This window comes from Actinokineospora xionganensis, assembly GCF_014323725.1.
In the GTDB taxonomy this organism is placed as follows: domain Bacteria; phylum Actinomycetota; class Actinomycetes; order Mycobacteriales; family Pseudonocardiaceae; genus Actinokineospora; species Actinokineospora xionganensis.
Genome location: NZ_JABVED010000007.1, coordinates 298,862 through 318,481 on the forward strand (window position 1 = coordinate 298,862; position 19,620 = coordinate 318,481).

The 19,620-nt window shown below is 69.7% G+C and carries 26 protein-coding genes; 14 read left to right on the forward strand and 12 right to left on the reverse strand.

Annotation, left to right across the window (positions count from 1 at the left end; translation table 11 throughout):
* Positions 1–17: 17 nt before the first annotated feature.
* Complete coding sequence (locus tag GPZ80_RS14950; protein ID WP_187220946.1) at positions 18–761, forward strand: 3-oxoacyl-ACP reductase family protein; 744 nt, start codon at positions 18–20, stop codon at positions 759–761.
* A gap of 19 nt (positions 762–780) precedes the next feature.
* Positions 781–1,230 (forward strand): flavodoxin family protein, encoded by a 450-nt coding sequence (locus tag GPZ80_RS14955; RefSeq protein WP_187220947.1) that lies wholly within the window; start codon positions 781–783, stop codon positions 1,228–1,230.
* Positions 1,231–1,316: 86 nt separating this feature from the next.
* Here GPZ80_RS14955 and GPZ80_RS14960 read toward each other — a convergent pair whose 3' ends face one another.
* Genes GPZ80_RS14960 through GPZ80_RS14975 form a run of 4 tightly spaced genes read right to left on the reverse strand, consistent with a single transcriptional unit; the run spans position 1,317 to position 3,302 of the window.
* Positions 1,317–2,297 (reverse strand): aldo/keto reductase, encoded by a 981-nt coding sequence (locus GPZ80_RS14960; RefSeq protein WP_187220948.1) that lies wholly within the window; start codon positions 2,295–2,297, stop codon positions 1,317–1,319.
* Positions 2,294–2,671 carry a MerR family transcriptional regulator gene (locus GPZ80_RS14965; protein ID WP_187220949.1) on the reverse strand — a complete coding sequence of 126 codons (378 nt, stop codon included), beginning with the start codon at positions 2,669–2,671 and terminating at the stop codon, positions 2,294–2,296. Before GPZ80_RS14965 ends, GPZ80_RS14960 begins: the two co-directional genes overlap by 4 nt.
* Positions 2,672–2,709: 38 nt before the next feature.
* Positions 2,710–3,099, reverse strand: coding sequence for a type II toxin-antitoxin system death-on-curing family toxin (locus tag GPZ80_RS14970; RefSeq protein ID WP_187220950.1), 390 nt, complete (start codon positions 3,097–3,099; stop codon positions 2,710–2,712).
* Positions 3,096–3,302: a ribbon-helix-helix protein, CopG family gene (locus tag GPZ80_RS14975; protein ID WP_187220951.1), complete on the reverse strand. Its 207-nt coding sequence runs from the start codon at positions 3,300–3,302 to the stop codon at positions 3,096–3,098. The genes GPZ80_RS14970 and GPZ80_RS14975 overlap by 4 nt, the downstream gene beginning before the upstream one ends.
* Positions 3,303–3,370: 68 nt before the next feature.
* Here GPZ80_RS14975 and GPZ80_RS14980 point away from each other — a divergent pair, with 68 nt between their 5' ends.
* Positions 3,371–3,958, forward strand: coding sequence for a TetR/AcrR family transcriptional regulator (locus GPZ80_RS14980; protein ID WP_187220952.1), 588 nt, complete (start codon positions 3,371–3,373; stop codon positions 3,956–3,958).
* Here the strand turns inward: GPZ80_RS14980 and upp are convergent.
* A complete protein-coding gene (gene upp / locus GPZ80_RS14985; RefSeq protein ID WP_187220953.1) occupies positions 3,955–4,578 on the reverse strand; it encodes a uracil phosphoribosyltransferase in 624 nt (207 codons plus the stop codon). The two genes, GPZ80_RS14980 and upp, sit on opposite strands and share 4 nt — an antisense overlap.
* 112 nt (positions 4,579–4,690) lie before the next feature.
* On the opposite strand from upp, the gene GPZ80_RS14990 reads away from it, so the two are divergent.
* Positions 4,691–5,095, forward strand: coding sequence for a hypothetical protein (locus tag GPZ80_RS14990; protein WP_187220954.1), 405 nt, complete (start codon positions 4,691–4,693; stop codon positions 5,093–5,095).
* The gene (locus GPZ80_RS14995) at positions 5,095–7,212 is read left to right on the forward strand and encodes a bifunctional polysaccharide deacetylase/glycosyltransferase family 2 protein (RefSeq protein ID WP_312880336.1); all 2,118 of its coding nucleotides are present in this window, start codon (positions 5,095–5,097) and stop codon (positions 7,210–7,212) included. Before GPZ80_RS14990 ends, GPZ80_RS14995 begins: the two co-directional genes overlap by 1 nt.
* Here the strand turns inward: GPZ80_RS14995 and GPZ80_RS15000 are convergent.
* The gene (locus tag GPZ80_RS15000) at positions 7,174–7,983 is read right to left on the reverse strand and encodes a methyltransferase domain-containing protein (protein ID WP_187220955.1); all 810 of its coding nucleotides are present in this window, start codon (positions 7,981–7,983) and stop codon (positions 7,174–7,176) included. The two genes, GPZ80_RS14995 and GPZ80_RS15000, sit on opposite strands and share 39 nt — an antisense overlap.
* 74 nt (positions 7,984–8,057) lie before the next feature.
* Between GPZ80_RS15000 and GPZ80_RS15005 the strand changes: the two genes are divergently transcribed.
* Positions 8,058–8,699, forward strand: coding sequence for a DUF1707 SHOCT-like domain-containing protein (locus tag GPZ80_RS15005; RefSeq protein WP_187220956.1), 642 nt, complete (start codon positions 8,058–8,060; stop codon positions 8,697–8,699).
* Positions 8,700–8,736: 37 nt separating this feature from the next.
* Here the strand turns inward: GPZ80_RS15005 and GPZ80_RS15010 are convergent, their stop codons facing one another.
* From GPZ80_RS15010 to GPZ80_RS15020, 3 genes are read right to left on the reverse strand one after another with little or no spacing between them, the layout of a single operon-like run.
* Positions 8,737–9,180 (reverse strand): hypothetical protein, encoded by a 444-nt coding sequence (locus GPZ80_RS15010; protein WP_187220957.1) that lies wholly within the window; start codon positions 9,178–9,180, stop codon positions 8,737–8,739.
* Positions 9,177–9,335 carry an Imm53 family immunity protein gene (locus GPZ80_RS15015; protein ID WP_187220958.1) on the reverse strand — a complete coding sequence of 53 codons (159 nt, stop codon included), beginning with the start codon at positions 9,333–9,335 and terminating at the stop codon, positions 9,177–9,179. Before GPZ80_RS15015 ends, GPZ80_RS15010 begins: the two co-directional genes overlap by 4 nt.
* The gene (locus GPZ80_RS15020) at positions 9,328–9,909 is read right to left on the reverse strand and encodes an HIT family protein (RefSeq protein WP_187220959.1); all 582 of its coding nucleotides are present in this window, start codon (positions 9,907–9,909) and stop codon (positions 9,328–9,330) included. Before GPZ80_RS15020 ends, GPZ80_RS15015 begins: the two co-directional genes overlap by 8 nt.
* Positions 9,910–10,018: 109 nt before the next feature.
* Here GPZ80_RS15020 and deoC point away from each other — a divergent pair, with 109 nt between their 5' ends.
* The 3 genes from deoC to GPZ80_RS15035 are packed head-to-tail and all read left to right on the forward strand — an operon-like array spanning position 10,019 to position 13,272.
* The gene (gene deoC / locus GPZ80_RS15025; RefSeq protein ID WP_187220960.1) at positions 10,019–10,987 is read left to right on the forward strand and encodes a deoxyribose-phosphate aldolase; all 969 of its coding nucleotides are present in this window, start codon (positions 10,019–10,021) and stop codon (positions 10,985–10,987) included.
* Position 10,988: 1 nt separating this feature from the next.
* Positions 10,989–12,419 (forward strand): aldehyde dehydrogenase family protein, encoded by a 1,431-nt coding sequence (locus GPZ80_RS15030; protein WP_187220961.1) that lies wholly within the window; start codon positions 10,989–10,991, stop codon positions 12,417–12,419.
* Complete coding sequence (locus tag GPZ80_RS15035; protein WP_187220962.1) at positions 12,412–13,272, forward strand: aldehyde dehydrogenase family protein; 861 nt, start codon at positions 12,412–12,414, stop codon at positions 13,270–13,272. Before GPZ80_RS15030 ends, GPZ80_RS15035 begins: the two co-directional genes overlap by 8 nt.
* Here GPZ80_RS15035 and GPZ80_RS15040 read toward each other — a convergent pair.
* Together GPZ80_RS15040 and GPZ80_RS15045 are read right to left on the reverse strand one after the other, a co-directional pair.
* Positions 13,269–13,850, reverse strand: a complete 582-nt coding sequence (locus GPZ80_RS15040; RefSeq protein WP_187220963.1) for a Fic/DOC family protein — start codon at positions 13,848–13,850, stop codon at positions 13,269–13,271. The genes GPZ80_RS15035 and GPZ80_RS15040 overlap by 4 nt on opposite strands.
* On the reverse strand, positions 13,847–14,437 hold the full coding sequence (locus GPZ80_RS15045; RefSeq protein ID WP_187220964.1) for a type II toxin-antitoxin system antitoxin SocA domain-containing protein: 591 nt from the start codon (positions 14,435–14,437) through the stop codon (positions 13,847–13,849). Before GPZ80_RS15045 ends, GPZ80_RS15040 begins: the two co-directional genes overlap by 4 nt.
* Positions 14,438–14,637: 200 nt before the next feature.
* On the opposite strand from GPZ80_RS15045, the gene GPZ80_RS15050 reads away from it, so the two are divergent.
* From GPZ80_RS15050 to GPZ80_RS15070, 5 genes are all read left to right on the forward strand, one after another.
* On the forward strand, positions 14,638–14,976 hold the full coding sequence (locus tag GPZ80_RS15050; RefSeq protein ID WP_187220965.1) for a hypothetical protein: 339 nt from the start codon (positions 14,638–14,640) through the stop codon (positions 14,974–14,976).
* Positions 14,973–16,076 (forward strand): C40 family peptidase, encoded by a 1,104-nt coding sequence (locus tag GPZ80_RS15055; RefSeq protein WP_246477102.1) that lies wholly within the window; start codon positions 14,973–14,975, stop codon positions 16,074–16,076. Before GPZ80_RS15050 ends, GPZ80_RS15055 begins: the two co-directional genes overlap by 4 nt.
* 20 nt (positions 16,077–16,096) lie before the next feature.
* On the forward strand, positions 16,097–16,492 hold the full coding sequence (locus tag GPZ80_RS15060; RefSeq protein WP_187220966.1) for a YbaB/EbfC family nucleoid-associated protein: 396 nt from the start codon (positions 16,097–16,099) through the stop codon (positions 16,490–16,492).
* On the forward strand, positions 16,489–17,004 hold the full coding sequence (locus GPZ80_RS15065; protein ID WP_187220967.1) for a YbaB/EbfC family nucleoid-associated protein: 516 nt from the start codon (positions 16,489–16,491) through the stop codon (positions 17,002–17,004). The genes GPZ80_RS15060 and GPZ80_RS15065 overlap by 4 nt, the downstream gene beginning before the upstream one ends.
* 69 nt (positions 17,005–17,073) lie before the next feature.
* Positions 17,074–18,318 (forward strand): SatS C-terminal domain-containing protein, encoded by a 1,245-nt coding sequence (locus tag GPZ80_RS15070; RefSeq protein WP_187220968.1) that lies wholly within the window; start codon positions 17,074–17,076, stop codon positions 18,316–18,318.
* A gap of 88 nt (positions 18,319–18,406) precedes the next feature.
* Here the strand turns inward: GPZ80_RS15070 and GPZ80_RS15075 are convergent, their stop codons facing one another.
* Positions 18,407–19,504, reverse strand: a complete 1,098-nt coding sequence (locus GPZ80_RS15075) for an adenosine deaminase (RefSeq protein WP_187220969.1) — start codon at positions 19,502–19,504, stop codon at positions 18,407–18,409.
* Between the last annotated feature and the right edge of the window lie 116 nt (positions 19,505–19,620).

Sequence of the window (19,620 nt, forward strand, 5' to 3'; positions counted from 1 at the left end):
GCCAGCAGGCTGGTGTCATGAACACACCACTTGAGGGCAAGGCCGCGCTGGTCACCGGCGGCAGCAGGGGAATCGGCGCGGCGACGGCGATCCGTCTCGCCCAGGACGGCGCCGACGTCGCTTTCACCTTCCACAGCAACGAGACCGCGGCCGCGGCCGTTGTCGAGCAGATCAAGGCGACGGGCGGACGAGCGCTCGCGATCCAGGCGGACAGCGCTGACGCGGGAGCGGTCATGGCCGCCGTCGAACAGACCGCCGCGGAGTTCGGCCGATTCGACATCCTGGTCAACAACGCCGCGACCTATGTCGTGGAACCGTTGGAGGAACTCGATTTCGCCGCGTTCGACCGAAGCGTGGCGGTCAACATCCGGGCGCCGTTCGCCGCGGCCAAGGCGGCCGTCCCGCTGATGGCCGACGGCGGGCGGATCATCTCGATCGGCACCCTGGTCAACGACCGGGTCGCGTTTCCGAACTACACGCACTACGCCACCACGAAGACCGCGCTGATCGGCCTCACCAAGGGACTGGCGCGCGAACTCGGGCCGCGAGGGATCACGGTGAACCTGGTCAACCCGGGTCCGACCGACACGGAGTTGAACCCGGCGGACGGGCCGTATGCCGACACGATCCGCGGGTTCACCGCGCTCGGGCGGTTCGCCGAGCCGTCGGAGGTGGCGGGCGCGGTGGCGTTCCTGGCCGGGCCGGACGGCCGGTACGTGACGGGCGCGACGCTCACCATCGACGGCGGGTTCACCAGCTGATCTGGCAGACTCGGTGGCCGTGCCCAGACTGCTGATCGTCCACCACACACCGTCGCCCGCACTGCAGGCGATGTTCGAGGCCGTGGTGTCCGGGGCGAGTGACCCTGAGCTGGCCGAGGTCGAGGTCGTCCGCGAGCCCGCCCTCTCCGCGACGGCCGCCGACGTCCTGGCCGCCGACGCCATCGTGCTCGGCACCCCGGCCAACATCGGGTACATGTCGGGCGCGTTGAAGCACTTCTTCGACACCGTCTACTACCCGTGCCTGGACGCGGGCAAGGGCACGCCCTTCGGCTTCTACGTCCACGGCAACCAGGGCACCGAGGGCGCCGTCACCAGCGTCCGCACCATCGCCAAGGGCATGGGCTGGACGCCGGTGGCGGAACCCGTGGTCGTCCTCGGCCAACCCGAGAAGCCCGACCTGGAACGCTGCTGGGAACTCGGCGCGACGGTCGCGGCCGGACTGCTCTAACCGCGAGTCCAACGTTCCCGACAACGAGTCCGACGTTCGGGACCGCCTGAACGTCGGACTCGTTGTTCTGGCTGTTGGACTCGCGGTTAGCGGTTGGTGGTGTTCAAGGAGTCTGGGAAGTAGCGGGCGCCCGCGGGGGTGGGGACGGCTGCTTCCAGGGCCTCGATGTCCTCGGGGGTGAGGGTCACGTCGGCCGCGGCCAGGTTCTCCGCCAGGTAGGTGCGGCGCTTGGTGCCCGGAATCGGGACCACGTCCGAACCCCGGCTGTGCACCCACGCCAGCGCGAGCTGTCCCGCGGTGACCCCGCGTTCGGCGGCCATGGCGCGCAGGCGGTCGGCGATGGCCAGGTTCTCCTCGAAGTTGCCCTCGGTGAAACGCGGCTGGAACTTGTCGCGCATGTCGCCTTCGGGGAGGTCGGCGCGGGAGGTGAACCGGCCGGTGAGGAAGCCGCGGCCGAGCGGGGAGTAGGCGACGATGCCGATCCCCAACTCCCGGGCGACCGGGAGGACCTCCTCCTCCAGGTCACGCGTCCACAGCGACCACTCGGTCTGCAGCGCGGTGATCGGGTGCACGGCGTCGGCCCGGCGGATGGTCTCCGCACCCGCCTCCGAGAGGCCCAGGTGGCGGACCTTGCCCTCGGCGACCAACTCGGCCATCGCGCCGACGGTCTCCTCGATCGGGGTGTCCGGGTCGACCCGGTGCTGGTAGTAGAGGTCGATGTGGTCGACGCCGAGCCGCTTCAGCGACGCCTCACAGGCGGCGCGGATGTAGGCGGCGTCGCCGCGGACGCCGCGGGCCATGGGGTTCTCCGGGTCGCGGACGATGCCGAACTTGGTGGCCAGCACGACCTGGTCGCGGCGGTCGGCGATCGCCTTGCCGACCAGCACCTCGTTGGTGTGCGGGCCGTACATGTCCGCGGTGTCGAGCAGCGTGACGCCGCCGTCGAGGGCCGCGTGGATGGTGGCGATCGACTCCGTGTCGTCCGTCTTGCCGTAGAACTCGCTCATACCCATGCAGCCGAGACCTTGGGCGCCGACTCGCAGGTCACGCAGCAAGCGGGTCTTCATGCGGAAGCCTCCTCGGACCGCATGAGGCGGTCATAGTTGTCGATCTTGTAGTCGAGGATGTCGAGACACGCCAGCAGCTGTTGGACGCGCTCGGCGACGGCGTCGCGGTGCCGTTCCAGGATTTCCTTGCGCGGGGCCGCGGTGACCGCGCCCTCGCGGCACAGCGCCGCGTATTCGCGCATCAGCTGGATGGGCATGCCGGTGGTGCGCAGCTTGGTCAGGAACTCCAGCCACGCGAGGTCGTCGTCGGAATAGGCGCGTCTGCCCGCGGAATCACGTGCCGGGGGCGAGATCAGCTCGATGCGCTCGTAGTACCGAAGGGTGTCGATCGACAGCCCACTGCGGTGGGCCGCCTCGGCGATCGCGTATGTCACGCCTTCGACCGTATGACCTGGAGTGCGCTCCAGGTCAACTACAAGTCACTTTCTTTCGGCAAAGCCCACGCCTCCAGGTGCTCCGCGAGCTTCGGGACCTCCAGCGCGCCCCGGCCCACCTCGCGGACCAGGTCGAGGGCGTCGTCGGTCTCCGCGTCGATCCACCAGCCGTTGAGGTCGCAGAAGGTGACCACCGCGACCCAGCCCAGGCGCCAGTTCCCCTCGGCCAGCGGCCGGGTGCGCACGATGGAGTCGAGCAGGGCGGCGGCCTTGAGCCAGAGGTTGTCGTACGCCTCGACACCGAGCACTGTCGCGCGCGGGCGGTGGGCGGCGGAATCGAGCAGGCCGAGGTCGCGGACCACAAGGTCGCCCCCGGTCACGGCGGCGGCCAGGACAAGCAGGTCGCTGGCGTCGAGATAAGTCGTCACACCGTGCCGATGCGGTCGAGCAGGCCCCGGTAGCGGGGCAGGACACGACCGAGGACCTCGCCGAGTTGCTCCTCGCGGTGCAGCCGCGCCCAGCGGTCGGCCAGCGCCAGCCGCAGGATCTCCTGCTTGGAACGCCCTTCCGCGGCCGCGAGCTCATCGAGGCGGGCGTTCTCCTCGTCGGTCAAGCGCAGTGTCATCGCCATGGGTTGATGGTATCACCACGGTACCAACAATCCTGTTCACCAAACCGGCCCGCACTAGGCTGAATCGCGTGCCCCGACCGAAGACCCATGACGACGCGCTGCGGGTCCGACTGCTCGACCGGGCCGGTGAGCTGATCTCCACCCAGGGCGCGTCCGCGTTGAGCCTGCGCAAACTCGCCTCCGACGCCGACACGTCGACCACCGCCGTCTACTCCCTCTTCGGCGGCAAGCCCGCGCTGGTCCGCGAGCTCTACCTCGAGGCGTTCGACCGCCTCGGCCGCAGACTGCGCGCGGTCACCCCGTCAGGCGACCCGAAAGAGGACATGGTCCGGCTGGGCCTGGCCTACCGGGAGAGCGCCCTGGCCGACCCGCACCTCTACGGCGTGATGTTCGGCGAGGTGATCCCCGGATTCGAGCCCGACAAGGAGGCGCACGCCGAGGCCTTGGCCGCGCTCGCGCCGCTGCGGGACGTCATCCACGCCGGGATCGACGCGGGTGTGTTCATCGAACCCGCCGAGGACATGGCGATGGCGTGCTGGGGCATCGTGCACGGGCTGGTGTCGCTGGAGCTGTCCGGCAACCTGCCGCCGGACCTCGATGTCGAGTCCACCTACGAGCGCGCGCTCCGCAACAACCTCGTCGGCTGGCTGAGCTAGACCGCGCCGTACTGGCGGTCTCCCGCGTCGCCGAGGCCCGGGACGATGAAGCCCGAGTCGTTGAGGCGCTCATCGATGCTCGCCGTCACCAGCCGGACCGGCAGACCGGACTGAGTCAGGTGCTCCACGCCCTCCGGCGCGGCCAGCGCGCAGATCGCGGTGACATCGGTGGCGCCGCGGTCGGCCAGCAGCTTGATCGTGTAGACCATCGAGCCGCCGGTCGCGAGCATCGGGTCGAGCACGAACACCGGCCGGTCGGACAGGTCGGCGGGCAGCGACTCCATATACGGCGTCGGCTGCAGGGTCTCCTCGTCGCGGGCCAGCCCGACGAAGCCCATCTGCGCGTCCGGGATCAGCTTGTGCGCCTGGTCGGCCATGCCCAGCCCAGCGCGTAGAACTGGCACGAGCAGCGGCGGGTTCGCCAGCCAGTGCCCGTCGGTGCGCGCGACCGGGGTGTGGATCCGCTCGACCCGCAGCGGCGCGGCGCGCATCGCCTCGTAGGTGAGCATGACGGTCAGCTCGTGCAACGCCGCCCGGAAATTGGCGCTGTCGGTGCGTGCGTCGCGCATGACCGTGAGGCGGGCTTTGGCGAGCGGGTGATCCACGGTCAAGACGTCCATGAACGCACACGGTAGCGGTTGGGCGACTGGTGTGGGTCGAGTGACAAGTTGGGCATACCGAGCATCGTCGTCGCCCGATAGGGTGACGCGGTCCACCGAGCTGGAGTGACCGATGCCCGACTTACCCACCGCAGCACCGGTGTTCGTCGACCCGACCGGGAAGCGGCGCAAACACGTGCGAACCACCGCCGTCGTGAGCGTCGCCGCACTGGTCGCCGTGGGTGGTCTCCTGGTCGCGGCGCTGTTCGGCGCACCGCTCGGACCCACCGCGTCGCTGCCGATCCCGCCGCCGCCCTCGGCGCCCGCGCGGCCCGCGCCCGTCGTGACCACGACCGAGGCCCCGGACCGCACCTCGCGCGTCCAGACCACCGCGGCGCCCACCAGCACCACGACGACGACCTCGAAGGCCCCGGCGACAACGACCACCTCGTCGGCCGCCGGCACCACGACCAAGCCCGGCAACACACCGCCCGGCAGGCCAAGCGACCTTCCCCGCCCCACCAAGCCGCCGCGCTAGTGGCCCGGCATCTCCGGGCACGCAAACCGCGTGCGCACTGGGTTCTGCTCGTCGCCGTGCTCGTCGCGGTGGCCGGTTTGCTCACGGTACAAGCGATCATGAACGGCGGGATCGGAGCGGAAGGCGCCGCACCGAACGGCACGGCGAACAACGTCCCGGCCGCCGCGCGGGACGGCGGCGCGGTCATCGATCCGCGCGGGGACACGCCGGTCACGGTGGGCCCGAAAGACAAGATGCTCGCCCTGACCTTCGACGACGGCCCGGACCCCGAGTGGACCCCGAAGATCCTGGAGACACTCGCCCGGCACAACGTCCGGGCGACGTTCTTCATCACCGGCGCGAGCGCGGCGAAACACCCCGGCCTCGTCGAGGAGATCATCCTGCGGGGCCACGAGATCGGCCACCACACCACCACGCACACGGACCTGCGCGAAGCGGGCGAATCGCGCACGTGGATGGAGCTGCGGGCGACGGACCTGACCCTGGCGTGGACCGCGAACCGCACCACCGCCTTGGTCCGACCGCCCTACGCCGCGACGCCGGAATCACTCGACGACCTGGCCTGGCAGGCCGCGCGCAGGCTCGGCGCCGACGGCAGGCTCGTGGTGCTCTCCGACCTGGACTCGCAGGACTGGCGCAAGCCCGGTGTCGACGCGATCGTCGCCAACTCCACGCCGCGTGACGACCGTGGCGCGATCCTGCTCATGCACGACGCGGGCGGCGACCGGTCCGAGACGGTGGCCGCGCTGGACCGGCTCATCCCGGACCTGCACGCGCGCGGCTGGACCATCGGGTCGGTGTCGACGACAACCGGGTTGCAGGACTCCGGAGCCTTGCCGGGGATGCTGGCCCGACTGGGCGGGCTGCTGCTGGTGGGCATCGTGCAGCTCGCGGAGTTCGTCGCGGGATCGCTGGAGGTGGTGCTGATCGCGGCGACCGCCGTTGCCGCGCTGCGCACGCTGCTGGTGCTGCTGACGACCGGGGTGCACGTGCGCCGGGTCCGGGGAAAACGTTTGCGTCCGGTCCGCTACCCGGTCACGGTGCTGGTGCCCGCGTACAACGAGGCGAAGGGCATCGAGGCGACCCTGCGGTCGATCCTGGAATCGCGGCATCCGCTGGAGATCATCGTGATCGACGACGGCTCCACCGACGGCACCGGGCGCATCGTCCGCGACCTGCAACTGCCCAGGGTCCGGCTGATCCGGCAGGCCAACGCGGGCAAGGCGGCGGCGCTCAACACCGGCATCGCCGCCGCCCGGACCGAACTGATCGTCATGGTCGACGGCGACACCGTGCTGGAAGCGGAAGCGGTCGGCACGCTGGCCGCGCACTTCGCCGACCCCACGATCGGCGCCGTGTCGGGCAACGCGAAGGTCGGCAACCGCGGCGGCGTCCTCGGCCGCTGGCAGCACATCGAGTACGTCATCGGCTTCAACCTCGACCGCCGCATGTACGACGTGCTGCAGTGCATGCCGACCGTGCCGGGCGCGATCGGCGCGTTCCGACGGTCGGCGGTGCTCGAGGTGGGCGGCGTCGGCGAGGACACGCTCGCCGAGGACACCGACCTCACCATGGCCCTGGAGCGCGACGGGTGGCGGGTGATCTACGCGGAGGGCGCGGTCGCGTGGACCGAGGCCCCGGCGACGCTCGGGCAGCTGTGGAAGCAGCGCTACCGTTGGTGCTACGGCACTTTGCAGGCCGTGTGGAAGCACCGGCGCGCGGTCATCGAGCCGGGCCAGTCGGGCAAGCTCGGCAGGCGTGGGCTGCCGTACCTGCTGATGTTCCAGGTGCTACTGCCGGTGCTCGCGCCGATCGTGGACGTCGCCGCCGTGTTCGGCCTGCTCACCGGCGACGCCACGACGACGCTGCTGACGTGGCTCGGTTTCCTGCTGATGCAGGCGATCCCGGCGGTCATCGCGTTCCGGCTCGACGGTGAGCGGCTGGGACCGCTGTGGGCGCTGCCGCTGCAGCAGTTCGTGTACCGGCAGCTGATGTACCTGGTGGTGATCCAGTCGCTGGCCACGGCGGTCTCCGGGGTGCGGCTGCCCTGGCACAAACTGGAGCGGCGCGGTCAGGACCTAGCCCTTGTGGGCCAGGACAGCGAACATCGTCACTGACATGTGGAAGTCGCCCGACCGAGCGCCCGCGGCCAGGTCGGCGAGGAACTTGTCGGCCTGCTCCTGGGTGATCGCGCCGCGGCCGACGCCGGTGGCGGCCAGCATGCGCACCAGCGAGCCGTCAGCGGCGGTGTGGTCTTGGATCAGGGCCTGCGAGCCGATGTCGGTCACCTTCAACCCGGCCGCCGTGAGCTGCCCGGCGAGCCTGCGCCCGCTGTAGGGGTTGGGCGTGGTGGTGAGCATTGCCTCGGTGAGGGCGCCCAGGACGGCCGGGTCGCCGGGGTGCAGGATCGCGGTGGCCCAGTCGGAGTCGATCACCACCGCGCGTCCGCCCGGCCGCAGCACCCGCGCGATCTCGACGGCCGCGCGCTCGGGCTCGGCGAGGTGCTGGAAGACCCGCTCACAGCGGACAGCGTCGAAAGTGTTGTCCCCAAAGGGAAGCTGGTATGCGTCGCCGTCGACGAACCGGGCGGATGAGGCTTTCTCGCCTGCGCGCTTCTCGGCGACGCAACGCATTCCGGCGTTCGGCTCGACCCCGACAGCATCGCCCGCGGACCCGACGGCCGCGGCGAAGGCCTGCACGTCCTCCCCCGTCCCGGCGCCGATGTCGAGCGCCTTCTCGCCGGGGTGGAGGTCGAGGGCGAGCATGGCCCACTGGCGCAGTCGCTGGATGCCGGGCAGGGCGGCCTGGAGGTCGAGGACCTCGACCAGGCGGTCGAGGTCGGCCGGATTGATCTGCTCGGCGCGGAACGACGGTTCACTTTCTGGCATGGGTTCACGGTAGCCGGATCGGATCGTCTCGACTTGCGGTCATGGTGTCACCCGATCGCGCTACGCTGCCGGGCGTGAGCGAGCAGCCAGGAATCCCAGGTCCGCACGAGATGCGCGCGTCCAACGACGACCGGGAGCGCTTCTCGAAAATCCTGCACGAAGCCATGTCCGAGGGCAGGCTCACCGTGGGGGAACTCGAGGAGCGCTTGGACCAGGTCTACGCGGCGAAAACCTACGGAGACCTGATCCCGGTGGTCCGCGACCTGCCGGGTCACCAGGTGGTCCCCCGGCTGCAACAGCCCCTCGCCACGCCCGCGCCGAACCGCATCGGCGGTCGCGGCACGTCGTCCAACGCCATCGCGATCATGTCGGGCTCGGAACGCAAGGGCCCCTGGGTGGTCCCGCCGTCGTTCAACGCCATCGCGATCATGGGCGGGGTCGAAATCGACCTGACCCAGGCCACTTTCGAGGCGGCGGAGACGATGATCCAGGCGTACGCCCTGATGGGCGGGGTCGAGATCCGGGTGCCGGAGGGCATCACGGTGGTGGTCGACGGCATCGGCTTCATGGGCGGCTTCGCCAACTCGGTCCGCACCCAGGGCCCTCCCGGCTCGCCGGTCGTCCGCATCACCGGCTTCGCGATGTGGGGCGGCGTGGACGTCAAGCCACCGCGGCGGCGCAAGGGCAGGCACGGACACAACGAGATCGAGAGCTGAGAAACGCGCACGTTTCGGAGCCACCGGTGGTGGCCCATCACGGCGGCCCGTCCACCACCAGATCATCAATGCCCACGCAGATCCCCCGCACGACCACTGCGGGCAGTGCTTGATCATTGATGGAGACAGTCCACGTCGAACTGTCGAACGCTTCCACGGCCACTAGACACTGCTCGTAGTCATCGGCCATAACCCGGTCTGGTGCGACGCCATCCCAGGTGTGAACCGCTACGACCAAGCAATCAATGGTCTGCTCCAGATCCACGGCGAACGCGGTCAGAGTTGGCCAATCGAATTTGTAGCCACCGTCGCGAACCGAGCTCACGAACTGCTCGTACGGCTGTCCGTCCGGCAGCCGCCCCACGCCGTCGTAATCCAGCATCGACCACTGCCAGGTATTGACCGGAATCGTGGCCAACACCCGGCACAGCCTGATGATGCCGCCCGCATCCTCGTGCATCGAGAATTCGCGGGTGATCATTCGCGCACGATGAATTCGCGGGACCCGGCAAGCACGTCTTCGAGCGTCAGCGGATTGTCGAGTGTGTCGATCTTGACGCCGAGCTCGTGTTCCCATTCCTCGTCGCACTGGGATTGATACCAGCGCTGCGGGAAGCCCAACGCACTCTCAGGCATATGCCGTGCCTCCGCCCTCAGCGAGTGAAGCGGCGATGCGATGGAGGTTGTCGCGCCACTGGTCGGTGGGGATGGGCGGTAGGACGTCGTCCCACATCGTGAGGAAGGATCCGCGGAACTGGAGCATGCCCGCGGGGCGGCCGAAGAACCACAGGTGCAGGTGCTCCGCGCCGTCGCCCCACTTGTTCTGGTGGACGCGGCCGATCCCGCCCAACGACAGGTAGGCGCGCTCGACCCGCTGGATCATCGGGCCGTAGGACGCGGCCAGGGCGGGTGGCAGGTCGACCAGGTCGTAGTGCTCGCGCGGGAACAGGAACAGCACCGCGGGCAAGCCGCTCGGTTCGCGGGTGGAGCCGACTCGCCAGTGGTCGTCGCTCCAGAGGAAATCCTCGTCCGGCTTGTCGCACGCCTCGCAGTCGACGCCGCCGGCACCGGCACGCGGGGGTTCGGGGAGCACCGGGGTCTCGAACGGCTTGACCCGCAGGTCGCCGGTGAACGGGAAGGTCGCCCAATCGGCGAACGGGGGCAGGGTGCCGGTCTCGCCGAACGGCACGGCCGCCAAGTGCTCACTCATGCGGCCACATTAACGCCGGTCAAGATCACGTACCCCTGATTTCGCCCGCCGCCGACGGCACCCGGACGGAGACGGCGGTCCGGCCGGGACGCGGCCTAGACTCGCGGGTATGGCCGCATCCACGACGACGACGTCCGGGTCACCCCCCGAGTTCGCCGACGCCACCCGCGACGAGACCTCGTTGCGCAGGTTCCTGCACGGGTTGCCCGGGGTGGACCAGGTGGGCGTCGAGCAGCGCGCTGCCGGGTTGGCGACACGCAGTATCAAGAAGGCCAGCAAGATGTGGGCCATCGACATGGCGATCTCCATGGTCGACCTGACCACCCTGGAAGGGGCGGACACGGCGGGCAAGGTGCGGACGCTGTGCGCGAAGGCGCGCAGACCGGAGCCGGAGCGGCCGGAGGTGCCGCACGTCGCGGCCGTGTGCGTGTATCCGGACATGGTCGAGACGGCCGTCGCCGAGGTTGCGGGGACTGGGGTCGGGGTCGCCAGCGTGGCCACCGCATTCCCCTCCGGGCGGTCGAGTCTGCGGATCAAGATCGCCGACACCGAATACGCCGTCGAGGCGGGTGCGACCGAGATCGACATGGTGATCGACCGGGGCGCGTTCCTGTCCGGCAGGTACGGGCAGGTCTTCGACGAGATCCAGACCATCAAGCGCGCCTGCGGGGACGCCCACCTCAAGGTCATCCTGGAGACCGGCGAACTCGCCACCTACGACAACGTGCGCCGCGCGTCCTGGCTGGCGCTGCTCGCGGGCGGCGACTTCATCAAGACCTCCACCGGCAAGGTCTCCCCCGCGGCCACCCTGCCGGTCACCCACGTGATGCTGCAGGCCGTGCACGACTGGCACGCCGTGACCGGCGAGCTGCGCGGGGTCAAACCCGCGGGCGGCATCCGCACGACCAAGGACGCCATCCGCTACCTCGTGGCGGTCCAGGAGGTAGCCGGGCCGCAGTGGCTCGACCCGCACCTGTTCCGCTTCGGCGCCTCCAGCCTGCTCAACGACCTGCTCATGCAGCGCCGGACGCAGCTCGACGGCTTCTACAGCGGCCCCGACTATGTGACGGTGGACTGAGATGACCTGGGACTACGCGCCCGCGCCGGAGTCGCGGGCCATCGCGAACCTCAAGCCGAGCTACCGGATGTTCCTCGACGGCGAGTTCGTCGAGGGCTCCGGCGAGCCGCTCAAGACGATCAACCCGGCGACGGAGGAAGTCCTCGCCGAGGTCAGCACCGCGAGCGCGTCCGATGTGGACCGTGCGGTGAAGGTCGCGAAGCGGGCGCAGGACAAGGTGTGGGGGCCGATGTCGGGCGCCGAGCGCGCCAAGTACATCTTCCGCATCGCGCGGATGATGGCCGAGCGCTCGCGTGAGCTGGCCGTGTTGGAGAGCCTCGACAATGGCAAGCCGATCCGCGAATCCCGCGATGTCGACGTGCCCACCGCGGCCGCGCACTTCTTCTACCACGCGGGCTGGGCCGACAAACTGGACTACGCGGGCTACGGCCCGAACCCGCGCCCGCTGGGTGTCGCGGGCCAGGTCATCCCGTGGAACTTCCCGCTGCTGATGGCCGCGTGGAAGATCGCACCGGCTCTGGCCTGCGGAAACACCGTGGTGCTCAAACCGGCAGAAACAACCCCGCTGACCGCGCTGGTGCTCGCCGAGATCATCCAGCAGGCCGAGCTGCCGCCGGGCGTGGTCAACATCCTGCCCGGCGCGGGCGACGTCGGCGCGGAGCTGGTGAACCACCCGGGTGTCAACAAGATCGCCTTCACCGGCTCGACCGAGGTCGGCAAGATCATCCAGAAGTCGTTGGCGGGCACGAGAAAGAAGCTCACCCTCGAACTCGGCGGCAAGGCCGCCAACATCGTCTTCGACGACGCGCCGCTCGACCAGGCAGTCGAGGGGATCGTCAACGGGATCTTCTTCAACCAGGGCCACGTCTGCTGCGCGGGCTCCCGGCTGCTCGTGCAGGAGTCGATCGCCGAGGAGCTGCTGGAGAAGCTGCACAAGCGCGTCTCCACGCTGCGCATCGGCGACCCGCTGGACAAGAACACCGACGTCGGCGCGATCAACTCGCGCGACCAGCTCACCAAGATCCAGGACCTGGTGGCGACCGGTGAGGCCGAGGGCGCGGTGCGCTGGACGTCGGCGTGCCCGCTGCCGGAGAAGGGTTTCTTCTTCGCCCCCACGGTGTTCGCCGGGGTCAGCCAGGCCATGCGGATCGCCCGCGAGGAGATCTTCGGGCCGGTCCTGTCGGTCCTGACCTTCCGCACACCGGATGAGGCCATCGCCAAGGCGAACAACACGCCCTACGGGCTGTCGGCCGGAATCTGGACCGAGAAGGGCTCCCGGATCCTGTGGGCGGCCAACCAGCTGCGCGCCGGTGTGGTGTGGGCCAACACGTTCAACCGCTTCGACCCGACCGCGCCGTTCGGCGGGTACCAGGAGTCGGGCTTCGGCCGCGAGGGTGGCCGCACGGGTCTGGAGGCGTACCTAGATGTCTGAGCGACTCAGCGTTGCCAAGACGTACAAGCTCTACCTGGGCGGTGCTTTCCCACGCTCGGAGTCGGGACGCACTTACCCGGTGACGGACTCGCGCGGCAAGTTCCTGGCCAACGCGGCGCAGGCGTCCCGAAAGGACGTTCGTGAGGCGGTTGTGGCTGCCCGCAAGGCTTTCGGCAAGTGGTCGGGCGCGACCGCGTACAACCGCGGCCAGGTTCTCTACCGCGTGGCCGAGCTGCTGGAGGGCAGGCGCGAGCAGTTCATCGCCGAGGTCGCTTCGAGCGAAGGCATCCAGGCGAAGAAGGCTGCGTCCATTGTGGACGCCGCTATCGACCGCTGGGTCTGGTACGCGGGCTGGACGGACAAGATCGCCACGGTCCTGGGCGCGTCGAACCCGGTCGCCGGGCCGTATTTCTCGTTCTCGGTGCCGGAGCCGACCGGCGTGGTCGGCGTGCTCGCTCCGCAGAAGTCGTCGCTGCTGGGCCTGATCAGCGTGATCGCCCCCGTGATCGCGACCGGGTGCACGGCGGTCGTGGTGACGAGTCAGGACCGTCCATTGTCCGCGATCACGCTCTCGGAGGTCCTCGCGACCTCGGACGTGCCGGGTGGCGTGGTGAACCTGCTGACCGGCCACACCGCCGAGTTGGCCCCCTGGCTCGCCTCGCACGCCGACGTCAACGCCCTGGACCTGACCGGCGCCCCCGACGAACTGCGCGCCGAGCTTGAGGCGTCGGCGTCGGGGACGGTCAAGCGGGTGCTGCGCGCGACCGAGGAGGACTGGGCGAAGCAGCCCGACATCCGCAGGCTGCGCGCGGTCCTGGAGACCAAGACCGTGTGGCACCCGATGGGCGTCTAGAACCAGTGCAGGACGGTGTCGAACAAGTCGGTGAGCGGGCCTAGGTCGCCGACCATGCCTGCCTTGCAACCCTCGATGTAGCGCTCGCCCGTGACCCGCGAGATGTCCATGTCCCAGCCGATGTGGGCGGCCAGGTGCCGGAAGAAGGCCCGCTGGGTCCGGCCGTTGCCCTCACGGAACGGGTGGATGACGTTGACCTCGACGAAGTAGTACGTGAACCGTTCGAGGAACTCGGTGCGGTCGAGCCCCGCGAGGAGGTGTTCCTCGCGGAGCGCGGTGAGCAACCCGGTCATGGACTGCTCGATGTAGCGCCAGTGGGCGAAGGGGGACTCGTCACGGGCGATGTCGACGTGCCGCGGCGTGCCCGCCCACGCGTAGATGTCACCGAAGAGGTGGCGGTGGTAGTCGCACAGGTGGGCGAAGTCGAAACCGCCGGGCGGCGGCTGCCTGCGCATGCTCTGGTCACGTAGGAAGGCGAGGTCGCGTTCCACGGCGATCAGGGTCGGTCGGTCGGCGATGTCGAGCAGGTTGAGCAGGACACCGGTCGCTGGATCGGTGTACGGGTCGTCTTGGGTCACTGCTTGGTGAACTGCCGAATCCGCCTGCGCACGGCCTCGTCGGTGGTGAGCTCGCCGCGGTCGACCGCGCGGGCGTCGGCGATGGCGTCGGCGGAGACGTCGAGCCCTTCCAGGCGGGCGTTGGCCACGGCCTGGGTGATGGCTGTCTCCGAGTCACAGATGAGTCTGCCGAAGTACTCGGCCATCACCTTCCGCGACAGCGGCTCGGTGCTGGGCTCGTCGTCGGCGAGACCGTGCCGGGCCGCGCGCCAGGGTTCCTCGTCGTGGGTCATGGCGCTGAGCTGGTGGCGGTCGAACCCGGCGTAGCGCTCGACCACCCAGCGCACCGTCTCCCGGTAGCTGTTGCCGAGCCGCTTCGGGTCGCCCTCGTCCCACGCGGCGACCGCGCGCTTGCCCTCGTGGTGTCGGTACACCTCAGGAACCACCGGACCGGCCCGCCAGGCCTCGATGCGGTCGGGGAACACCGGCTCGCCGGTCATCGCGAGATGCCAGCCCTGCACGTAGTAGAGCAGCTTCTGCAGGCGCATCGGGGAGTCCGGACCGGTCTCCGCCAGGATCGCGGCTGCGACGTCGTGCACGTCGGCCACACTGGCCTCCAGTCCGTTCGGGTGCCGCTTCCTTGTTAAAGAATACCGGTTCTACCTGCGAATGTCCCCCGTTCAGGGTGCTCTGTGGACAACTTGCGCGCAATCACACATGCCAGTCAGCGCGTTGTCATAACCTGATTCGGGATCGATGGAGCGAACTGGGCGGGACGTGCGTCCCACTGTCGATACAAGGGGGCGACATGACCGAGTCGGACGTCGGCGGCTACCGCGGCGAAGAAGACGCGTTCGCGAGTTACACGGCGGGGGTGAACCCGCTCGCCGAGCAGCTCAGGAGCGTCGCGGGCGGCCTCACGCCGCATGGGGAGTTCGGCGACGACGCGTTCTCCATCATCGGCGGCGAGGTCGGGCTCAGCCAGGCCATCCGCGACGCCACCCAGCGCCAGCTCAAGCGCGTGAACGGGCTGGCCGACAGCATGGGCGGCACGGCCGAGGCCGTCCGCAACACGTGGACCAACCTGCAGGGCACCGAGGACGACGCCGCGGCCAGGCTGCGCCGCGCGGCGGGTGACATCGCATGACCGCCCCCGTGCGCGACCTGCTGGAGCCGATGATCCAGCCCGCCGCGACCGCCCAGCGCCACCTGGCCACCAACGACGCCGCGATCGACCAGATCGGCGGCGCCCACGCGACCCTGAGCGGCTCCCTCGACACCGTCGGCTACGACGCCTCGCGACAGGCGTCGTCGCTGCGGCAGGGCTGGACCGGCCAGGCGAGCCTGCGCCACGAGTCCGACGCCGCCGCCCAGGCCAGCACCGGCGCCGAGCTGAGCTCCTACAGCGCCGAGGTGCAGACCGCGGTCCGTGAGGCCAGCGACATCCTCAAGGTCGGCCAGAAGCTCAACCAGGACCAGATCGACGACTTCAACCGCAAGGCCGCCGAGCTGCTGCAGGCCGCGGCGGCGCTGCGCCAGGCGGGCGACCCGGCGGGCGCGCAGCAGAAGCTCACCGAGCTCGCCCGCTACGCCGCCCAGCTGACCGGTGACACGTCGACGAACCTCGACACCGTGATGACCCAGCTGACCGGCGTCGTCACCAAGCTGACCGGCGGCGCGGGCTCGACGAGCGCGTCGAGCGCGGAGACGCCGACCGCCTACAACGACCGCCAAGGCGGCGGTGGTGGCGGAGGCGGAGGCGGCGGTGGAGGAGACGGCGGCGGAGGCGGAGGCGGCGGTGTCGCGACCAAGCGCAGGCTGCCCATGGCCATCCCGCCGCAGCCGGGCACGGGCGTCCAGGTCAACCTGCCCGACGGCAGCTCGGTCATGGCCCCCAACGAGACCGCCGCGAAGGCCGTGCGGGCCGCGCTGAGCCAGCTCGGCGTCCCCTACGTCTGGGGCGGCACGTCGCCGGGCTCCGGCCTCGACTGCAGCGGGCTGACCCAGTACGCCTACGGCGAGGGCGGCCTGGAGATCCCCCGCACCTCACGTGAGCAGGACATCGGCGCCGAGGTGCCGTCGGCCGACCAGCTGCTCCCCGGCGACCTGATCTGCTGGGAAGGCCACGTCGCGATGTACATCGGCAACGGCCAGATCGTCGAAGCGGGCGACCCGGTTCAGGTCGGCCCGCTGCGGACCACGAACTCCGGTATGCCGTTCGTCGGTTTCTACCGGCCTACCGGCTGACAGTCAGGCAGACTGGCGCAGTGGAGATCGATATCGATCATGAACTCGACACGGTGGTCCGCCGCGTCGAGCAGACCGAGCAGCGCGCCCAGCGGATCGGCCCGGTCACCGGGCAGGCCGCCAGCGGCGACGGCGCGATCACCGTGGAGGTCCGGCCGGGCGGGCTGCTGTCCGAGGTCAAGCTGACGCCCGCCGCGCTGTCGAGCGGGTCGGACGCCCTGGCCGCGCAGATCATGGCCCTGGCCGAGCGGGCGACCCGGCGGGCGGGCGCGAACATGCACGCCGCACTCGCGCCGGTGCTGGGGCCCGACGGCGAGAAGCACCTGAGGTCGCTGGGCTACGAGCCCGACGACGAGGACGACGACGAAGCCTTCGACACCCCGCTCGGGCACCAGCAGCGGCGGCGGGTCCGATGACCGGGCGGGAACCGATCCGGCGCAGCACCAAGCAGCTGATCGAGGACGGGCGCGCGCGCCAAGAGGCGATGGCGAACATCGACACCGTCCTCGCGGGCGTGCGGGGCACCGCGTACGACAACCACCAGAGCGTCCGCGTCACCGTCGACGGGCGCGGCAAGCTGCTGGAGCTGTGGCTCCGCCAGGACGCCGTGCGCTGGGGCGCCGACCAGCTCGGCAGGCTCATCGTGATGGTCGCGCGGGCCGCGATGGACCAGGCGACGCAGGCGGGATACAACAAGCTCGGGCCCATTCTGGGCGACAACATGACCTACGCCATCGAGTTGATCTCCGGGCGCTCCGCCCCCGCGCGAAACCCGCAGGCGGGCGGCATCAGCGCGGAGGAGTTCCAGCGCAGACGGGACGAACGGATGGCCAACGGTCCCACGAAGGCCGAACCAGCCGAGGACGACGGGTTCGACCCGGACGACCCGCTGTCGTTCGACCTGTCATCCCTACGTTCGGATCGTTGATCCGACCCCGTAGGCTGCCCGACGCACCCCGAACGTACGCCGATGGCTGCGCGACCAGGAGGACCTCCAATGGCCCAGGACATCGTCCCGATCGAGCTCGGGCTGCCGCAGGGTGACGTCGTCACGCTGTGGGCGCCGCGCTGGCGGGAAGACGGTGAGGAGTGGGAGGCGTTCCTCGGGCACGAGGACGACCTCTACGCCTTCCCCGACGCCGCCCACCTCGCGGCCTTCGTCCGCACCACCGAAGAGCACGACCTGTCCGACCACCCCGCCTGGCACCTGGTGCCCGCGCTGTCGGTGGCCGAGCTCATGCCCGACGAGGCACACCAGTACGACCTGGTGGGCGTCCCGGAGCTGGCGGCCGAGGAGCCGGACACGTGGACGGTCGGCGAGCTCGCCGAGATCGTCGCGATCGTCCGCTCGCTCGCGGACGTGTGCGAACTCGACGAGGTGCATGACGTCCTGAACTCCGCAGACGGGTTCGCGGTGCTCGACCAGGGCACCTTCCCGTTCACCGGCCGCGACGGCGAGCGCCTGTGGACCGACCTGGCCGAGACGATCGCCGAGCGCTGGGACGAGGTCCTCGACGCGCTCGACTCGGTCGTCACCGCGCCCGCGGTCGACGAGGTCGCGCTGGAGAAGAGCGCCGAGGAACTGGTCGCGTTCCACGCCGAAGCCGCTGAGGCCGCCGCCGAGGACGACGACATCGAGCCGGTCGACGCCGAGGCCGCCGAGGAAGAGGCCGAAGAGGAAGCTCCGCCGACCTTCTGGTCCGAGGTCGGCATCGACCCGATCAAGATCATCACCGACGGGTCCGAGTACTACACGCTGCGCTGCTACCTCGACGACGAGCCGATCTTCCTGGGCTCCGAGGGCAAGATCGACGTGGCGACGTCGGCGCGTGGGCTGGCCAAGTTCCTGGCGAACGGCGACCACTCGGAAAACGACATCGCCGAGGTCTCCACGTGGGACGCGGTGGCCGCGAAGGCGACCGACGGCAGCCTCGACCTCGAGGTCGAGACCGACAACACCTACGTCCTGCAGGGCCTGGGCGACGACCTCGCCGAGGGCGTCGACGCGGTCGACCCGGTGCAGCTCGACCTCGCGGTGGAACTGCTCACCGACACCGCCGACTGGGCGGGCGACGAGTCGGTCGGCGAGGCGCTCAACCAGTCCGAGAGCCTCGGCTGGCTGGTCAGCTTCATCCTGTCCCCGGACCCCACCCGGATGGCGCCGAGCGCACCGTTCGACAAGGAGTCGTCGACCTGGAACAAGCTCGTCCAGGACTTCGAGGACCGCCTCCGCACCCACTAACCCGCGAGTCCAACGTTCAAAACAATGAGTCCAACACTCGCGACTGTCGCGAGTGTTGGACTCATTGTTTTGGGCGTTGGACTCGCGGCTACATCAGGCGGGCGTAGCCGGGCTTGATGACGTTGTTGATGATGTCGAGGCGCTCCTCGAACCCGATGAACGCGGACTTCATCGCGTTGATCGTGAACCACTGAAGGTCCGACCAGCCGTAGTCGAAGGCCTCGACCAGCGCCGCCATCTCGCTCGACATCGAGCAGCCGCTCATGAGCCGGTTGTCGGTGTTCACCGTGACACGGAAGCGAAGCGAGGTCAGCAGACCGATCGGGTGCTCGCCGATGGACGTCGCCGCGCCGGTCTGCAGGTTCGACGACGGGCACATCTCCAGCGGAATCCGGCGATCGCGCACATAGGACGCGAGCCGTCCAAGGTGGACGGAGCCGTCGGCGGCGATCTTGATGTCGTCGACGATCCGCACACCGTGCCCGAGCCGCTCGGCGCCACAGTGCTGCAGAGCCTCCCAAATGGACGGAAGGCCGAACGCCTCACCGGCGTGGATGGTGAAGTGCGCGTTCTGCTGGCGCAGGTACTCGAAGGCGTCGAGGTTGCGGGTGGGCGGGAAACCGGCCTCCGGGCCCGCGATGTCGAACCCGACGACACCGGCGTCGCGGTAGCGCACGGCCAGTTCGGCGATCTCCAGCGACCGGGCGTTCTGCCGCATGGCGCACAGCAGCGTCCCGATGCGGATCGTCCTGCCCGCGGCGGCGGCCCGGCGCTCGCCTTCGCGGAAGCCCGCCTGCACGGCCTCCACGATCGCGTCGAGTTCCATGCCGCGCTCGGTGAAAAGCTCCGGGGCGTAACGGACTTCGGCATAGACGACCCCATCGGCCGCGAGGTCCTCCGCACATTCGGCTGCCACCCGGACGAGTGCTGCCTCGTCCTGCATTACACCGCACGTGTGCGCGAACGTCTCGAGGTAGCGGACCAGCGAACCGGAGTCGGCCGCGTCGCGGAACCAGGTGCCGAGCGCGTCGACGTCGGTGGTCGGGAGATCGGAATAGCCGTTGGCCTCGGCAAGATCAATAACCGTGCCCGGCCGCAGGCCGCCGTCGAGGTGATCGTGCAGGAGGACCTTGGGGGCGGTGACTATGGCCTCCGGGGTCACCGGAGTTTCGACATGCTTCGACATGCAGACACGGTACTCACAATGTGGGCTCACCCGATCGGGTAGCCACGCGGTCACGTATGGTTCGGCCCGGTCGCGAAGCAAGCAACGCGGCTGTACGCCGAACGGTCCAATCGTCC

What these genes read in the sequence shown, in the direction of transcription:
- GPZ80_RS14960 (WP_187220948.1), bottom strand. Translation starts at nt 2,297, where the DNA reads ATGAAGACCCGCTTGCTGCGTGACCTGCGAGTCGGCGCCCAAGGTCTC.
- deoC (WP_187220960.1), top strand. Translation starts at nt 10,019, where the DNA reads ATGGCCGCATCCACGACGACGACGTCCGGGTCACCCCCCGAGTTCGCC.
- GPZ80_RS15015 (WP_187220958.1), bottom strand. Translation starts at nt 9,335, where the DNA reads ATGCCTGAGAGTGCGTTGGGCTTCCCGCAGCGCTGGTATCAATCCCAG.
- GPZ80_RS15000 (WP_187220955.1), bottom strand. Translation starts at nt 7,983, where the DNA reads ATGCCAGAAAGTGAACCGTCGTTCCGCGCCGAGCAGATCAATCCGGCC.
- GPZ80_RS14950 (WP_187220946.1), top strand. Translation starts at nt 18, where the DNA reads ATGAACACACCACTTGAGGGCAAGGCCGCGCTGGTCACCGGCGGCAGC.
- GPZ80_RS14990 (WP_187220954.1), top strand. Translation starts at nt 4,691, where the DNA reads ATGCCCGACTTACCCACCGCAGCACCGGTGTTCGTCGACCCGACCGGG.
- GPZ80_RS15065 (WP_187220967.1), top strand. Translation starts at nt 16,489, where the DNA reads ATGACCGGGCGGGAACCGATCCGGCGCAGCACCAAGCAGCTGATCGAG.
- GPZ80_RS15010 (WP_187220957.1), bottom strand. Translation starts at nt 9,180, where the DNA reads ATGATCACCCGCGAATTCTCGATGCACGAGGATGCGGGCGGCATCATC.
- GPZ80_RS15035 (WP_187220962.1), top strand. Translation starts at nt 12,412, where the DNA reads ATGTCTGAGCGACTCAGCGTTGCCAAGACGTACAAGCTCTACCTGGGC.
- GPZ80_RS15050 (WP_187220965.1), top strand. Translation starts at nt 14,638, where the DNA reads ATGACCGAGTCGGACGTCGGCGGCTACCGCGGCGAAGAAGACGCGTTC.
- GPZ80_RS15030 (WP_187220961.1), top strand. Translation starts at nt 10,989, where the DNA reads ATGACCTGGGACTACGCGCCCGCGCCGGAGTCGCGGGCCATCGCGAAC.
- upp (WP_187220953.1), bottom strand. Translation starts at nt 4,578, where the DNA reads ATGGACGTCTTGACCGTGGATCACCCGCTCGCCAAAGCCCGCCTCACG.
- GPZ80_RS15075 (WP_187220969.1), bottom strand. Translation starts at nt 19,504, where the DNA reads ATGTCGAAGCATGTCGAAACTCCGGTGACCCCGGAGGCCATAGTCACC.
- GPZ80_RS14975 (WP_187220951.1), bottom strand. Translation starts at nt 3,302, where the DNA reads ATGGCGATGACACTGCGCTTGACCGACGAGGAGAACGCCCGCCTCGAT.
- GPZ80_RS15070 (WP_187220968.1), top strand. Translation starts at nt 17,074, where the DNA reads ATGGCCCAGGACATCGTCCCGATCGAGCTCGGGCTGCCGCAGGGTGAC.
- GPZ80_RS15020 (WP_187220959.1), bottom strand. Translation starts at nt 9,909, where the DNA reads ATGAGTGAGCACTTGGCGGCCGTGCCGTTCGGCGAGACCGGCACCCTG.
- GPZ80_RS15055 (WP_246477102.1), top strand. Translation starts at nt 14,973, where the DNA reads ATGACCGCCCCCGTGCGCGACCTGCTGGAGCCGATGATCCAGCCCGCC.